The sequence below is a fragment of the Neoroseomonas terrae genome (assembly GCF_018129025.1).
GTDB classification, from domain to species: domain Bacteria; phylum Pseudomonadota; class Alphaproteobacteria; order Acetobacterales; family Acetobacteraceae; genus Neoroseomonas; species Neoroseomonas terrae.
Window position 1 is genome coordinate 93,576 of sequence record NZ_JAAEDI010000014.1, and the last position, 15,240, is coordinate 108,815.

11 protein-coding genes are annotated in these 15,240 nt (G+C 65.8%); 1 reads left to right on the forward strand and 10 read right to left on the reverse strand.

The features are described 5' to 3' along the window. Window position 1: 1 nt before the first annotated feature. The 10 genes from GXW78_RS14290 to GXW78_RS14335 all read right to left on the reverse strand — a co-directional run bounded on the left by GXW78_RS14290 (window position 2) and on the right by GXW78_RS14335 (window position 12,502). On the reverse strand, window positions 2–967 hold the full coding sequence (locus GXW78_RS14290) for an ABC transporter ATP-binding protein (RefSeq protein ID WP_211869496.1): 966 nt from the start codon (window positions 965–967) through the stop codon (window positions 2–4). Beyond that, a complete protein-coding gene (locus GXW78_RS14295) occupies window positions 964–2,781 on the reverse strand; it encodes a dipeptide/oligopeptide/nickel ABC transporter permease/ATP-binding protein (RefSeq protein ID WP_211869497.1) in 1,818 nt (605 codons plus the stop codon). Before GXW78_RS14295 ends, GXW78_RS14290 begins: the two co-directional genes overlap by 4 nt. Then, window positions 2,781–3,725, reverse strand: coding sequence for an ABC transporter permease (locus GXW78_RS14300; RefSeq protein ID WP_246522216.1), 945 nt, complete (start codon window positions 3,723–3,725; stop codon window positions 2,781–2,783). Before GXW78_RS14300 ends, GXW78_RS14295 begins: the two co-directional genes overlap by 1 nt. 9 nt (window positions 3,726–3,734) lie before the next feature. Then, entirely contained in the window at window positions 3,735–5,252 is a 1,518-nt protein-coding gene (locus GXW78_RS14305) for an ABC transporter substrate-binding protein (RefSeq protein ID WP_211869499.1), read from the reverse strand. Then, window positions 5,249–6,592: an LLM class flavin-dependent oxidoreductase gene (locus tag GXW78_RS14310; RefSeq protein ID WP_211869500.1), complete on the reverse strand. Its 1,344-nt coding sequence runs from the start codon at window positions 6,590–6,592 to the stop codon at window positions 5,249–5,251. The genes GXW78_RS14305 and GXW78_RS14310 overlap by 4 nt, the downstream gene beginning before the upstream one ends. A gap of 182 nt (window positions 6,593–6,774) precedes the next feature. Continuing rightward, window positions 6,775–7,569, reverse strand: coding sequence for a creatininase family protein (locus GXW78_RS14315; protein ID WP_211869501.1), 795 nt, complete (start codon window positions 7,567–7,569; stop codon window positions 6,775–6,777). 39 nt (window positions 7,570–7,608) lie between these two features. Next, window positions 7,609–8,352, reverse strand: a complete 744-nt coding sequence (locus GXW78_RS14320; RefSeq protein WP_272876846.1) for a class II aldolase/adducin family protein — start codon at window positions 8,350–8,352, stop codon at window positions 7,609–7,611. A gap of 1 nt (window position 8,353) precedes the next feature. Next, a complete protein-coding gene (locus tag GXW78_RS14325; RefSeq protein WP_211869503.1) occupies window positions 8,354–9,754 on the reverse strand; it encodes an aspartate aminotransferase family protein in 1,401 nt (466 codons plus the stop codon). 4 nt (window positions 9,755–9,758) lie between these two features. Beyond that, complete coding sequence (locus tag GXW78_RS14330) at window positions 9,759–10,907, reverse strand: amidohydrolase/deacetylase family metallohydrolase (RefSeq protein ID WP_211869504.1); 1,149 nt, start codon at window positions 10,905–10,907, stop codon at window positions 9,759–9,761. Between the two features lie 17 nt (window positions 10,908–10,924). Further along, window positions 10,925–12,502, reverse strand: a complete 1,578-nt coding sequence (locus GXW78_RS14335; protein WP_211869505.1) for an ABC transporter substrate-binding protein — start codon at window positions 12,500–12,502, stop codon at window positions 10,925–10,927. A 1,314-nt stretch (window positions 12,503–13,816) separates the two neighbouring features. On the opposite strand from GXW78_RS14335, the gene GXW78_RS14340 reads away from it, so the two are divergent. Next, window positions 13,817–15,238, forward strand: a complete 1,422-nt coding sequence (locus GXW78_RS14340) for an MBOAT family O-acyltransferase (protein WP_211869506.1) — start codon at window positions 13,817–13,819, stop codon at window positions 15,236–15,238. Window positions 15,239–15,240 lie beyond the last annotated feature (2 nt).

Sequence of the window (15,240 nt, forward strand, 5' to 3'; positions counted from 1 at the left end):
CCTAGGTGCCGAGGAGACAGGCATCGAGGTGGTCGCCTGCGCTGCGCGGACGCAGCGTCGGAACCTCCTGCCGGCAGCGGTCCACGGCGCGGGGGCAGCGTGTCTGGAAGACGCAGCCTGGCGGCGGATTGGCTGGGCTCGGGGGCTCTCCGCGCAGCAATACGCGCTGGCGGATGCGTCCTTCCGAGAGACTCGGCGCGGCGGAGAGCAACGCCTGGGTGTAGGGATGGCGCGGCGCGCGGAACACCTCCTCGGTGCGCCCCTGTTCCATGATCCTGCCGAGGTAGAGAACGACGACGCGATCGCACAGGTGCCGCACCGCGGCGAGGTCATGGTTGATGAACACCATGGTCAGCGTCAGCCGCGCGCGCAGATCAGCCAGCAATGCCAGGACCTGCGCCTGCACGGAGACATCGAGCGCCGAGACTGGCTCATCCGCCACGAGGAAGTCGGGCGATGTCGAGAGGGCGCGGGCAATGCCGATGCGCTGGCGCTGGCCGCCGCTGAACTCATGAGGAAACCGCCCGCCATGCGCGGGATTGAGGCCGACGAGGCGCAGCAGCTCGGCGGTGCGCTCTGATATCTGCGCGCGCGGCGCGAGGCCATGGATCGTCATGCCATCGGCGATCTGCGCGCCAACGCGCCGACGCGGATTGAGGCTCGAGTAAGGGTCCTGGAAGACGAGCTGCATGCGCCGGCGCAGCCGCCGCATCTCGGGCAGCGTGGTGCGGCGCAGATCGGTCCCGTCGAACAGGACGCGCCCATCGCTGGGTGGCAGCAGGCCGAGCAGCAGGCGCCCGATGGTGCTCTTGCCGGATCCGCTTTCCCCCACCAACCCGACCGCGGAACCGCGTTCGAGGGCGAGGTTCACGCCCGTCACGGCCTGAACGGGCCGTTGGCGCGCCAGGAACCCACCGCCGAACTGTCGCGTGAGGTCTTCCGCGATCACCAGCTCCGGCGGCCTCATGCCAGTTCCTTCCAGCGGACGCAGCGCGATTGCCAGCCGGCGGCTGTCTCCACGAGCGCAGGCGGCGTCTCCTCGCAGGACGCGCTGCGCATGCCGCAGCGCGGCGCGAAGCGGCAGCCGGGCGGCAATGCGGTGAAGGCGGGAACCTGGCCTGGGATGCCTTGCGGGGGTGAGCCCTCGGGCGACGCCGCACTCGCCAGCAGGGCGCGTGTGTAAGGGTGACGCGGCGCAGCGAAGACGTCGGCGACGGCGCCGGTCTCCACGATCTGTCCCGCATACATGACGGCGACGGTGTCGGCCATCTCCGCCACCACGGGCAGGCTGTGGGTGATGAAGATCAGCGCGAGGTCGCTCTCGCGCTGGAGTTCCGCGAGCAGTTCCAGGATCTGCGCCTGGATCGTCACGTCGAGCGCGGTGGTCGGCTCGTCCGCGATGATCAGCTTGGGGCGGTTCGCGATCGCCATCGCGATCATCACGCGCTGGCGCATGCCGCCGGACAATTCGTGGGGCCAGGCGCGGGCGCGCCGGGCGGGGTCCGGAATGCCGACACGCGCCAGCAATTCGATCACCCGTGGGCCGCGCGCCGGCGCGCCAGGCGCGTCGTGCAGACGCAGCATCTCCTCGATCTGCGTGCCGATGCGCTGCACCGGGTTGAGGCTGCTCGCCGGATCCTGGAAGATCATGGCGATGTCCCGACCGCGGCGCGATCGGGCTTGCTTCTCGCCCTCGCGCAGCAGTTCCTCTCCGTCGAGCCAGGCGGCACCCGCGGAGACGGCCGCGCTGGCCGGCAGCAGTCCGGTCAGCGCGAGGCCGGTCATCGACTTGCCCGACCCGGACTCGCCCACCAGCGCGAGCGTGCGGCCCGGCGCCACCGCCAGCGAGACATCATTGACCGGCAGGATGCGCCCGCCGCCGGGCGTGACGATCGCGACGTCCAGGCCCTGGAGCTGGAAGCCCCGCTCGGCCGGCGCGGGTGGCGCCGGCGGCAACACCGGGCGCCGCTTCAGCCGCATCGGCAGGCTTTGCGGATCCAGCATGTCGCGCACGCCATCGCAGAGCATGTTGATGCTCACGATGGTCATGGTGAGCATCAGGCATGGCCAGAGGAGTTGCAGCGGCGCGTGCTGCATCACCGAGCGCCCCGCGCCGATCATGCCACCCCAGGTCGGCGTCGGCGGCGCGACGCCGAGGCCGATGAAGGACAGCCCCGATTCCAAGGTGATTGCGGCGGACGCCGCGAGGCTGAACTGCACCAGTACAGGGCCGGCGATGTTCGGCAGGATCGTGCCCATGAGCACACGGATGCGCCCCGCGCCGAGGACACGCATGGCCTCGACATAGTCCTGGGACCGGATGGACAGCACGCTTGCATAGGCGATGCGGACGAAACTCGGCAGGAAGACGAGGGCCATCAGCGGGATCAGGGTCGAGTAGCCGACGCCGAGCAGCGTCACCGCCAACAACGCCAACAGCAGCGGCGGAAAGCACAGAAGTGCATCGGTTCCGCGCAGGATCACGACCTCCACCGGGCCGCGCAGGAAGCCGCCGATCATGCCGAGAAGCACGCCGAGAACACAGCCGGAGACAGCGGAGGCGAGCGCTACACTGAGAGAGGTGCGGCTGCCCCAGAGCAGGCGCGACAGCACATCGCGCCCAAGCTCATCGCGTCCGAGCGGATGCGTCCAGGACGGTGCCTCGAACTGCCGGCCGGTCGCGATGGTGTAGGGATCGTGCAGCCCTAGCCAAGGGACAAGGATAGCAACGATGATGCTGAGCGCGACAAAGCCGGCGGCCCACCAGGGAAAACGACGCATCAGGCGCGGACCCGCGGGTCGATCATGCCATAGAGCAGGTCCACCGCCAGGTTCAGGGCGACGAAGATCGCCGCGATGACGAACAGCGTGCCGACGACGACCGGATAGTCGCGGCTGTTCACGGCGTCGACCATCATGCTGGAGATGCCGGGCCAGTTGAACACGAACTCGGTCAGCACCGTGCCGCCGAGCATGGCGCCCATGTGCAGGGTCACGACTGTCACCACCGGCATCAGCGCATTGCGCAGCGCGTGATGCACCAGGATGCGCAGCGGTGATGCCCCCTTGGACCGTGCGGTACGCACGAAGTCGCGGTTGAGGGTATCGAGCACCGCCGCGCGCGTCATGCGCAGGACCACCGCCGCAAAGCCCAGGCCGATCGCGATCGCTGGCATCATCAGCAGCTTGACATGGGCTGACGGGTTCTCGGCGAAAGGAACGTAGCCGCCGGTCGAAACCCATTCGAGCTGTCGGGCGAGCACCAGGATCATCAGCGTCGCGATGACGAAGACCGGCATGCCGTCGAAAACCGCCGCGAAGCCGTTGAGCGTTCGATCAAGCAGCCCGCCGCGGCGGACTGCCGCGAGCACGCCGAGCGGCACGCCGACCAGCGCGGCGAACACCGTTGCCGCGAGGATAAGTTCCAGTGTGCGGGGGAGACGGCGCCCGATCAGCTCGTCGACGGGTTCCTGGTCGAGCAGCGAATGCCCCAGTTCGCCGCGAGCAAGCCCGCGCAGCCAGTCGGCATACTGTTCCACCAAAGGCCGATCGAGACCGAGTTCTTCCCGCAAGGCCGCAACCGCGCTGGGGTCGGGGGCGAAGCCGCCTTCGGACAGCATGATCTCGGCCGGATCGCCCGGCACCAGATGGATGGCGCCGAACGCCATGGTCGCCACCATCCAGACGAGCAGCAGCGACAGGGCGACGCGCTTGGCAAACCACATCACGACGGATCAGCCGACGGTGACACCCTCCATCTGGATCGGTGAATAGGTCGTCAGGGAGTACGGCATGCGCTTGAAGCCCGTGACGTTGTGGCGCATCGCATAGCCTTCATGGCGCCAGCCCAGCCCGATCATGGCCGCTTCCTCGCCATTGGCCTTCTGGAGTTCGGCGTAGATCAGGCGGCGCCTTGCCGGGTCGAGCTCGGTGCGGCCATCCTGGAGCAGCTTCTCGATCCGCTCGCTGCGGAACCCGAAGGAACGCAGATAGCTTGGCGGTCCGACCAGCATCGAGGCGATGGCATCGGGATCGTTGTAGAAGCCGGTCGAGCCATAGAGGCCGAGCTCGTACTGACCGCGGTTCCCGCCCGTGGTGTAGCGTGCATAGTCCGCGAGCACGAGATTCACCTCGATCCCAATCTCGGCGAGGTTCTCCTTCACGACCTGGCCCGCACGCTGGAAGGCGCTGACGGAGCTGTAGCAGGGGACGTTGACGGAGAACCCGTTCGGGAACCCCGCCTCCGTGACCAGTTGCTTTGCGCGCGCCACGTCGCGACGGAATGGCTCACCGGCCAGTTCCAGCGAGAAGGACGCGCCCTCGGGTATCGGCAGGCCGTGCAGCGGCGCGCCATGACCGTAGAAGGTCGCGGCGACGAAGGCGTCGCGGTCCACGGCAAGCCCGACCGCCTGGCGCAGGCGTGCATCGGTGAATCGACCGCGCGTGAAGTTGAAGAGGAAGTAGTAGAATCCGCCGATACCGGTTTCGACCCGCACATTCGGGTTCTGGCGCATTGTCGTGATGGACTGCCAGGGCACGGCTTCCATCAGGTCGGCATCGCCATTCTCAACCGCCGCGACGCGCAGGCTCTCGTCACCGTAATAGGTCGACCGGACATGCTCGATCTTCGGCAGGCCTTCGCGGTAGTAGCGCGGAAAGCGACGGAACACGAAGCCCTCGCCACGGACGCGGCTGACCATGGTGAACGGCCCGCAGCCGATCGGATCCTCGGGCGGCGTACCAGCCGACTTGGCGGAGATCATGGGCGCGAAGGGAGAAGCCAGGAGCAGGAGCAGGGTCGCCGACGGCCTCTTGAGCGCGACGCGCACGCGCCTCGGCCCGAGCACCTCGACGGTCTCGACACTTTCGAAACTCTCCTTCAGGAAGGCCGTCGAGCCTTCCTTGATGATCTCGTTGAGCGAGTAGGCGATGTCGTTCGCGGTGACGGGATCACCATTGTGGAAGTATGCCTCGCGCAGCTCGAAGATGTATTCGGTGGAGCTGGGCTGGGTCCAGGTCGCAAGCTCCGGCTGCACCTCGCCATCCGTGTTGTAGGATGCGAGGCCCCGATGCATCATCAGCTTGATGCCATTCCCGGTATTCCCGGAGGAGGCATAGGGCCGCAGCGTCGCGGGGAAGGTGGACAAGGCGACGCGCAACGTGTCCGACGCCGCCCGCGCCGTGGAGATCGGCAGCCCCGCGGCGAGCGCCGCGAAGACGCTCATGCCCAGAAGATCGCGTCGCCCGGTCATGCCACTTCTCCTTGGAAAGGCTGCGAGGATCGTTCGCCCGGCGCGACCACGACCCCCAAATGCTCACGCAGCGTGGTGCCCTCGTACTCCTTGCGGAACAGGCCACGGCGCTGCAGTTCCGGCACGACCATGTCGACGACATCCGCGAGCCCGCCCGGCAGATGCGGCGGCAGGATGTTGAAGCCATCGGCGCCGCCTTGCGTGAACCACGCCTCCATCTCGTCGACGACCTGTTCGGGCGTGCCGACGACGGAATGGTGTCCGCGACTGACCGCGATGCGTTCGTAGAGCTGGCGGATCGTGAGCTTCTCGCGCTCGGCGATGCCGTAGAGGATCTCGCTGCGGACCTGCGGCGCGGCATCGAGGCGCGGCACCGGACCGTCGATGTCATAGCCGGAGAAGTCGCCGACCATGTTGTAGAGCATCATGAGCCCGACCTGCGGGTCGAGCAGATCCTGCAACACGCGGAACTTGCGCTGCGCCTCCTCCTCGGTGGCGCCGACGATGATCGAGAAGCCCGGCATGATCGCAAGCTGTTCGGGACGCCGCCCGTACTTGGGCATGCGATCCTTGACCGAACGATAGAAGGCCTGCGCCTCCGCAAGCGTCTGCGATGCGGCGTAGATCACATCGGCATGCGCGGCGGCGATCTCCCGCCCGCGATCGGTCGCGCCGGCCTGGATGATGACGGGACGGCCCTGCGGGCTGCGCGGCACATTGAGCGGGCCGCGCACCGTGAAGTGCCGGCCGCGATGATCCAGCACATGCATCCTGGACGGGTCGAAGAAGGTGCCGGACGCCTTGTCCATGGGGAAGGCGTCTTCATCCCAGCTGTCCCACAGGCCCTTCACCACCTCGACGAACTCGGCGGCGCGGTCGTAGCGGCCGAGCTTCTCGGGCGGCTGCTCCAGGCCGAAATTCAGCGCCTCCGCCTCCGACCAGGACGTGACCAGGTTCCAGCCCGCGCGACCCTTGCTGATATGGTCGAGCGAGGCAAATTTCCGCGCGATGTGATAGGGCTCGTTGTAGGTGGTGGACGCGGTCGCGATCAGCCCGATGCGGCTCGTGACCATCGACAGCGCGCCGAGCAGCGTCAGCGGTTCGAAATTCACGATGTCATGCGCGACCATGTGGCGCGCCGCATGTTCCTTCGCACGCACGCCGACGCCGTCGGCGAGGAATGCCATGTCGAACTTGCCGCGCTCGGCGATCTGGGCGACCTGGACATAGTTGTCCAGGTCGATCTCCGCGCGGGATGGCGCATCCGGATGGCGCCAGGCCGCGATGTGATACGGGTTGCGCATCGACACGCCGAGATGGATCTGCCTGGGAGACGTCATTGCCTGGGATTCCCGATGCAGCGTGATCGTGCGCATTCGCCTGCGGACACGACTCTATCGATTGAACCGCGCAGCAAGTGGCGTGCCATCGGCGGCATCGCCGCGAACAGCCGCGATGGCTTGCTCACCATCGCGTGTCGCTGCGCAATTGTGCGGCGAATGATGCGCACCGCGGCATCGCGTCACGCCACTGGCGCGCGGAGATCAGCCAGCTTCATGTGCTCGACCAGCTTCGACGTCTGATCGACGATGTAGTCGGCGAAGATCTTGCCGGCGGCGGCGTTCGAGATCGAGGTGTCGCCATTCACCGTGCCATCGGTGTGATCGGTGATGTGCATCGGCACATAGACGTCGAGTTCACCCATGCGCACGGAGTTCAATCCCTGCGTCGGCAGCCCCATCAGGATCTTCCCGTTGTGCACCGGGTCCGCGAGTTCCGGACGGCGGAGCTCGGGATAGAGATGCGCATAGACCGAGCCGATCGGATCGACGCCATGCCCGACCGATGCCTTCCAGTTCGGTCCGTGCGCCTGTTCGCGCACGCGCGCCGGAACCATCGGCCAGATGTCGATGAAAGGAACGATGATGCCTCGCTCGCGGCGAATGTCGCGCACCAGCCGGTCGAGCAGCGCGTGGTTGCCGGTATGGCCGTTGAACACCAGGAGACGGTTCACCCCATGATCAAGGAATGCCCCGATCATGTCGCGCACCACGCCGGTGAAGCTCTCGGGCGAGACCTGGATGCCGCCGGGAACGGCACGGAAGGAATCGGACCAGCCGAACGGAAAGGTCGGCGCGACCAGCGCCCCGGTGCGCTCAGCGACCTGCGCGGCAAGGTCGCGCGCCAGCATGAAGTCGCCCATCGGGTTGCACGGCCCCTGCACCTCCTGGCTGCCGAGCGGCAGCAGGATCACCGGATCCTCGGCCATGCGTTCCTTGAATTCGACCGAGGTCATCTGCTCGATGAGGTACTTCATCAATCCACTCCGGAATGGTCCTGGAAGGCGGCGGTGGGTTCAGGTGTCGGGCCGCCAGCCGATCTTGCGCAGCAGCGCCTGCCACTCGGCGCGGCCATATTCGTCGCCATCCCGCCAGCGGCGCATCTTCGCGCCGATCTGCGGGACCAGCGCGGCATCGACCTCAACCGGCGCGACGCCGAGCGAGCGCGACAGCACCTCCACGTCGCAGGCGCGATCCAGCTTGTACATGCGCAGCATCGTGCCATGCACATTCCGGCCGAAGGTCAGCAGGCCGTGATTGTGCAGGACGACGCAGCTGCCGAGGCGGCAAGTCTCGCCCAACGCATCGCATTCCTCCTGCGTCGAAGGCATGCCGTACGCATGGTAGGCAAGGTCATCATAGACATGCAGCACATCCTGGCTGATCGGCCGCAGCCCATTGGGCAGGAGGGAGGCTGCCATCCCGGCGCGGGTATGCGTGTGCAGCACGAAATTCGCGTCCGGGCGCGCCAGCAGGACACCGCTGTGAATGGCGAAGCCCGCCTTGTTGAAGCGTCGGGAGTCGCCGATCACATTGCCCCGCATGTCCATCTTCACGAGGCTTGCGGGCGTGATTTCCTCGAACAGCTCGCCATAGTGGTTGATGAGGAAGGTGTCGGGCTCGTCCGGGATGCGGGCCGAGATGTGCGTATTGACCAGATCGGTCCAGCCGAGATGCTCGCTGACGCGATACAGCGCGGCGAGTTCACACCGCGCTTGCCATTCGGCCGCCGACATGGTGGGGCTTGCGGCGAGCGACATCTCAGCGCACAGCCTCGGCCACCCGGGCGCCGACCTCCTCCTCGGCCTTGAGCATGCGCAGCGCACGGCGCCAGCCCGCGACCGCCCAATCCTGTTCCGCCTGGCCGTGCGTCGCGGAGAGGATCAGGCCACGGCTTCCCTTCGGGTCGATGCCGTTGAGCACCAGGGCGAGATAGAGCTTCGCCAGCATCGTCTTGCGCGGATCACTCGCCAGCACGGATGCCGGTTGTGCCATGGCGTCGAAGTCGAGCGGGTCGATCCGCATCCCCTGCGGGTTGGTGAAGAAGTGCAGCACGGAATGTTCCCCATAGACCGACCAGGGGATGCCTTCCTCCACCAATACCTGGTTGAAGGCCACGCGCAGCGCCTGCGCCGCGGCGGTCGCGCGCTCACAGACGTCGCCGTCGCGGATCAGCGTCAGCGCGGCGATCGCCGCCGCGGCCGAGACCGGATTGGCGTTGTAGGTGCCCTGGTGCTTGATCTTCTCCCGCCCGCTCGCGGCGGCGGCGTCGAAGTCGAGCCAGTCGAGGATCTCCCAGCGCCCCGCCACTGCGCCGCCGGGCAGACCGCCGGCGACGATCTTCGCAAGGGTGCATAGGTCCGGCGTGACGCCGAGCGCGCCCTGTGCGCCGCCGGGCGAAACGCGGAAGCCGGTCACCACCTCGTCGAAGATCAGCACGACGCCATGCTGGCGCGTCAGCGCGCGCAGGCCGTGCAGGAACTCGGCCGAGACCGGCACCGCGCCCGTCGAGGCGCCGGTCGGCTCGATGATGACGGCGGCGATGTCGTCATGTTCGTCGAGTGCCTGCTCGACCGCCGCGATGTCGCCGGGCGGGACGAGCAGCACCTCCGCCGCGATCTCGGGCAGCACGCCCGGTGTGGGCGACCCGTCGAAATGGCCATCGACGCCGAAGGCCATGTGGTCATGCCAGCCGTGGAAGTGCCGCTGGAACCGCAGGATACGCGGCTTGCCGGTGAAGGCACGCGCGAGGCGCAGCGCCATGTGCGTCGCCTCGGTGCCGGAGGAGGTGAAGCGCACGCGTTCGGCGCAGGGCACCATCTCCTGGATCAGCCCCGCCCATTCGACCTCGAGCGCGTGGCAGCTGCCGAAATGCGTGCCGAGGGCGAGCTGCCGCTGCGCGGCCGCGGTGATGTCGGGGTGGCAGTGACCGAGGATCAGGGCGCCGTGGCCGCCGTAGAAATCGACGATCTCGCGCCCGTCCACGTCCCATTTGCGCGGCCCCGTCGCGCGTTCCGTGTACATCGGATAGGGGTCGGTATAGCGGCTGTCATGCACGACGCCGCTCGGCAGGCGCTGCGCCGCCTGCGCATGCAGCGCGGCCGAGCCGGGCGTCGCTTCGACATAGGCGGCGACGATCGGGGAGTTGCTGCGCGACAACATGATGTCAGGCCGGCAGCGCGTCGGAAGCAGCGTGCCAGAGGCGGCCGCCCAGCACGACGCTGTCCAGGGCGAAGCGCTGCTTGCCCCGCATCTTCTCGCCGACCACGTCGGTATAGAGGAAGTCACCGTCCTCGATGCGCAGCACCGTCGCATCGCCCGTGGTGCCGATCGTGAGATCGGCGAGGTCCGGACGCTTCAGCACATGCGCCGGCGTGGCCGTCACCGCGCGCACGATCTCGGTAAGCGGCATGCCGAGGCAAAGGAACTTCGACATGGTGACAAGGTTGTCATAGGCCGGCCCGTCGATGCATTGCACATGCACGTCGGAGCTGATGATGTCCGGCGGAAAGCCGCCTTCCAGCATGGCCCGCGCGACCTTGAAGGCGAAGGACCCGCGGCCGTGGCCGATGTCGAAATACACGCCCTTCTCGCGCGCTGCCCACAGCCCTTCCTTGATGCGGCCATCGGCATAGACGGGTGCATTCGGGAATGGCTTGTAGCAATGCGTCAGGATGTCGCCGGGGCGCAGCACCTCGAGCACATCGACATAGCGCGGCGGCGGCTTGTCGATATGGCACATGGTCGGCAGGCCGGCGAGGTCGGCAGCCTCAATCGCGTGATAGAGCGGCGCGATGCCGTTCGATCCGCTGGTATTCGCGCCGATGCGGACCTTCACGCCGCGGATCGCGTCGGGGAATTCGCGCGCCACCTTGGCACAGGCCGGCGCGCTCATCAGGCGTAGATCCTCGCTTTCCCCCATGATGGTGAAAGCAAAGATGCCGGCATGGGAGATGTGCAGATAGGCGAGGATGCGCGTCTGGCTCGGCTCGATGACGTGCTTGAGAAAGCCGGGGAAGTTGCCGGGGCCGGCGCTGCCCACATCGAGCCAGGTCGTCGTGCCGGCCTGCCGCGCGAGAATGTCGGCATCGACACTGATGGAGGTGCCGCCCCAGTAGACATGCGTATGGAAGTCGATCATGCCGGGCATGACCATGCAGCCGGCGACATTGCGCTCCTCAGCCGCCTTGGCGCTGCCGATCGCCTCGCCGAGTGCCGCGACCTTGCCGCCGGCGAAAGCGATGTCGGTCACCGTGTCGACGCCGCCGCCCGGATCGAGCACGCGGCCGCCGCGCAGGATCAGATCGTATTGCATGTCTTGCTCCGTTTCCCTCAGGCTTTCGTCACACCCCAGAATTGCGGGAAGGGCGCCTGCACGACGCCGCGCACATTGTCTCGCCAGGCCGTATGGCCCAGGAAGAATCCGGTCGGGATGGAGGTCACGAAGTCCATCGAGACGCGGTTGATGCGGTCGATCGCCTCGCGGGCCTGGGCATCGTCCACGGCGGCGTACCAGGATGCGATCGCCTCCTGCACCGAATCCGAGCTCGGCCAGCCGAACCAGGCGCGATCGCCACTGGCCGCGAGCCCGTTGTAGCCGGCGGGAACGAGGCAGGATGCGCCGGCGCTCCAGGTGTGGAAGATGTGCCACCCGCCCTGGGATGGCGGCGCCTTGCTGGCGCGGCGCTGGCCGACCGTGCCCCAGTCGAGCGACTGGAAATCCACGTTCATGCCGAGGCGGTTGGCCAGCAGGTCGCGCGTGACGTCGGATTGCGCCTTGTTGATGTGGACGTCCGAGGTCGCGAGCAGCACGATCGGCTCGCCGTCATAGCCGCTCTCGGCGAGCAGGCGCTTCGCCTCGTCGTAGCGACGCGGGCCTTTGAGCACGTCGCCGCCGACCTCGGTATAAGTGGGCGTGCCGGGCGTGAAGAAGCCGGGCATCGGGCGCCACAGGTCGGCGTCGTCGCCGACGATCGCGCGCATGTAGTCTTCCTGGCTCAGTGCGAGCTGGATGGCGCGCCGCGCACGCACATCGTTGAACGGCGGATGGAGGTGGTTCATCCGGAAGGTGCCGACATTGCCGAGCGGATCGGCGATATCGACCTTGATGCGCCGGTTGCGGCGAAGCAGCGGCACGAGGTCGACGATCGGGCTTTCCCACCAGTCGATCTCGCCGCTGCTCAGCGCGTTCGCGGCCGTCGACGGATCGGGCATGGTGATCCACTCGATGCGATCGAAGGCCATCGGCTTGCCGCCGGCGAGCCAGTCCGACGGCTCGTCGCGCGACCGGAAGTGCGGCGAGCGCACGAAGACCGCACGCGCGCCGGCCAGCCATTCGTCGCGTTTGAACATCATCGGCCCGGAGCCGATGAACTCCGGCACGACGCGATGCGGGTCGAGCGAGGCGATGCGTTCCGGCATGACCACCGCCGAGGCCGGCTTGCCCAGCGCCCAGAGGAGCTGCGGCATCGGCTGCTTCAGGCGGATGCGGAAGCTGCGGTCGTCGATCCCCTCGATAGCGTCAAGGCGCGAGAGGATCATCGGTCCCATCGTATCGCGCGCCAGCCAGCGCCGGAGGCTGGCGACGGCGTCGCGGGTCAGGACCGGCTCGCCGTCATGGAAGCGCAGCCCTTCGCGCAGGCGGAAGGTCCAGACCTTCCCGTCGCTCGACAGGTCATAGGCCTCGACCATCTGCGGCCGGGGCACGAGGCGGGAGTCGACGCCGAACAGCGTGTCGTAGACGAGGTACGACGCGTTGCGCACGACGATCTGCGTGCCGGCGATCGGATCAATGTTCGGAAGGTCGGCCTGCGGCACGAAACGCAGCACGCGCTGTGCTTGCGCGGAGGCCAGTCGGGGCATCGCCACGGCGGCGGCAACGGCTGATCCAAGGTCTCGGCGACGGAACATGCGCTGTAATCCCCTGCTGGAGTGCGACGTCCGTCCCGTGGTTGACTATAGAGATGCGGAAAATATCAGCAAGACGCTCTCATGCAGAAATAATAGGGTCGAAAAATAGGCAAAACGACCATGAGATGGTCATGTCAACCGTGTGGTACCCACATCCAAGGGTTCCACGGCGCCAACGCTGGAATGTCTGGCCGTCGCATCCCGCCGTCGGTCTCGGGCAGACGCGAGATGCCTTCGCACTTGAAGCGGCGATGCGGTGCCGAACGCGTCCGGCGCGCGCGAATAGTGAACCGCGAGCGTAGAAGAGGCTGTCATCAAGCTGGGTTACGCTGCTGGCATCGACGTCGCGCCAGCGGAGAGCGTAGATGCGCTCAACGGGCCAGAGTGGCGCATCGATTGGCGGGGCCATAGTGCGGGAGCGTTTTGCCGGCCTTGGTGCCGACGCCACGCCGATAACGCCTGCGGGAATGGGCCGGCTTAAGTAGCCTGCCAATGGCTGAGCAATCCTTGTTAGGGACCCAGAAATTCCCTGTTCGGGTAGTAGGGTGTCCCGGCGGCAAGGCCCAAATTTCTTGGGTTTCGGGCGCGCAGCGACGATGGAATCCGGCGTTCTGCTCGAGTTTTCCCAGTATTTTCCCTGGTAGCCGGGAGTTCGGGCCCGAGGCGGGTTCGCCAATGACTAGCTCCGCCGCCAGTTCTCTTTGGCGTCCCGCTCTCCGCCTGCTGAGCTTTCACGCCGAGTGCAAGGTCTCTTGGAAGTTCCCGGGCGACCTGTTGACGGACCTACATCGTCACAACGGTTACAACCGCAAGAATGTGGCGACGGATACGGGCCGGAGGACGCTGGAGGTCCTGGCTATGCGCTGCTTCGGTCTTTTCCGCGCCGCGCGCACATCACGCTGACCAACCCGGCCCACCACATGCGCCGCCTGGTCTGGGTCGAAGGGAGAGGCGCGTCCGCGTGCAAGCCCAACCACCGGAAATACAGGCGGGGCGGTAATCGTCCCTGTCAGCGGTCGATAGACGGACGCCCGTCTCCTGCAGCGCCCCACTCGCCACTTTCACCGGCTTCCAATGGCGGGGATTGTTCGAGGTGTGCGTTCGCCGCGGTAGTGGATCAGACAAGACCTCACGGGATGATCCAGGTGTTCGTTGGCCTCCGTTGACTTAGGAGGCCGCAATGCTAAGCACCACAATACCTACGCCGAATCGCATCATCCTGCTGGCCTGTCTGTGGCCGCGCACCACACCGGAAGCCCGCCACAATGAATCACCTGACAATCAGAACGTTAAGCGTTTCTGGTAAGTAAAATCGTGGTTTTCTCGTCAGCGATATTTTTGTTTTTCTTTCTTCCTTTATTTTTTCTGTGTTATTTTACAGTAAAAATAGATAAAATCAGAAATTATATTATAATTGTTTTCTCCTTAATTTTCTATGGTTGGGGCGAACCGTGGTTCGTTCTGGTGCTTCTCTTATCGCTGGCGCTCAACTGGACGGCGGCGATCTATATAGATCGTGAAGAGCGACGGAATCGATTGATCGCCACGATCGTCGCCGTGGCACTGAATCTTCTCCTTCTGGCATCCTTTAAGTACGGGGATTTCATAGTTCAGAATATCAATGCAGTACTATTGCCCGTTCTCGGGGTTTCTATAAAGCAGCCAAATCTTCCCCTGCCATTGGGGATATCATTTTTCACGTTTCATTGCCTTTCTTATATCATTGATGTTTATCGGCGCCGCTTCCGCGCGAATAGGCGTCCTAGTGAAATCGCACTCTATATTGTTCTATTTCCGCAGCTCGTGGCGGGACCGATCGTGCGTTACAAAACAATCGCGCGGCAATTGCGCTCGCGCCGACATACACTTGGCCGAGCCTCGATCGGGGCGCGCATCTTCATTATCGGTCTAGCCCAAAAGATCCTTATCGCGGATCAGGTCGCAATCCTCGTAGAGACCGTCTTTGACCGCACCTCCGCGCCGTCGATGCTCGAGGCCTGGACAGGGTTGCTTGCCTATACGGTCCAGATTTATTTCGATTTCTGCGGCTACTCCAACATGGCGGTAGGCCTCGGATTCATCCTTGGCTTTAGTCTTCCGCGGAACTTCCGGCTTCCCTATACCGCGTTGTCCATCACCGATTTCTGGCGGCGCTGGCACATCTCCTTGTCGAGCTGGCTCAGGGACTACCTCTATATCCCGCTCGGCGGTAGCCGAGGCAGCTCTGCGCAACTCTACCGCAATCTGATCCTCGTCTTCCTGCTTTGCGGGCTCTGGCACGGCGCCAACTGGACCTTCGTGCTCTGGGGCGCCTGGCATGGCGCCTTTTTGGTGATCGAACGGATGGGCTTGAACCGCGTGCTGGGGAGGCTGCCGGTGGCGCTGCGCTGGGCCTACACAATCCTCGCCGTGATGGGTGGCTGGGTGCTGTTCCGCGCGCATGACGTCGGCGGGGCTGCGGCGATGTATGCCGGGCTGCTGGGCTGGAACGGTATCGGCGCCATGCGCTTACAGGTCCATCTCGCGCTCGAGCCCGGCGTCATGCTGGCGCTTGCAGCCGGATGGGCGTTCGCGACGATGCCGGCTTGGGGTCCTGCCCTGCGTCGATTGGCCGTCCCGGGCCTGGCTAGGCTTCGCGCCACAGTGGACACGGCCTGGACCTTTGGTCTGCTGATTCTCAGCCTGCTCTATGCTGCAGCCGGGACCTATAGCCCTTTTCTCTACTTCAGGTTCTGAGG

Excerpts from the sequence above, each read along its gene's own strand:
- GXW78_RS14330 (WP_211869504.1), bottom strand. The coding sequence starts at position 10,907 with ATGCAATACGATCTGATCCTGCGCGGCGGCCGCGTGCTCGATCCGGGC.
- GXW78_RS14300 (WP_246522216.1), bottom strand. The coding sequence starts at position 3,725 with ATGTGGTTTGCCAAGCGCGTCGCCCTGTCGCTGCTGCTCGTCTGGATG.
- GXW78_RS14290 (WP_211869496.1), bottom strand. The coding sequence starts at position 967 with ATGAGGCCGCCGGAGCTGGTGATCGCGGAAGACCTCACGCGACAGTTC.
- GXW78_RS14325 (WP_211869503.1), bottom strand. The coding sequence starts at position 9,754 with ATGTTGTCGCGCAGCAACTCCCCGATCGTCGCCGCCTATGTCGAAGCG.
- GXW78_RS14310 (WP_211869500.1), bottom strand. The coding sequence starts at position 6,592 with ATGACGTCTCCCAGGCAGATCCATCTCGGCGTGTCGATGCGCAACCCG.
- GXW78_RS14335 (WP_211869505.1), bottom strand. The coding sequence starts at position 12,502 with ATGTTCCGTCGCCGAGACCTTGGATCAGCCGTTGCCGCCGCCGTGGCG.
- GXW78_RS14305 (WP_211869499.1), bottom strand. The coding sequence starts at position 5,252 with ATGACCGGGCGACGCGATCTTCTGGGCATGAGCGTCTTCGCGGCGCTC.
- GXW78_RS14295 (WP_211869497.1), bottom strand. The coding sequence starts at position 2,781 with ATGCGTCGTTTTCCCTGGTGGGCCGCCGGCTTTGTCGCGCTCAGCATC.
- GXW78_RS14315 (WP_211869501.1), bottom strand. The coding sequence starts at position 7,569 with ATGAAGTACCTCATCGAGCAGATGACCTCGGTCGAATTCAAGGAACGC.
- GXW78_RS14320 (WP_272876846.1), bottom strand. The coding sequence starts at position 8,352 with ATGTCGCTCGCCGCAAGCCCCACCATGTCGGCGGCCGAATGGCAAGCG.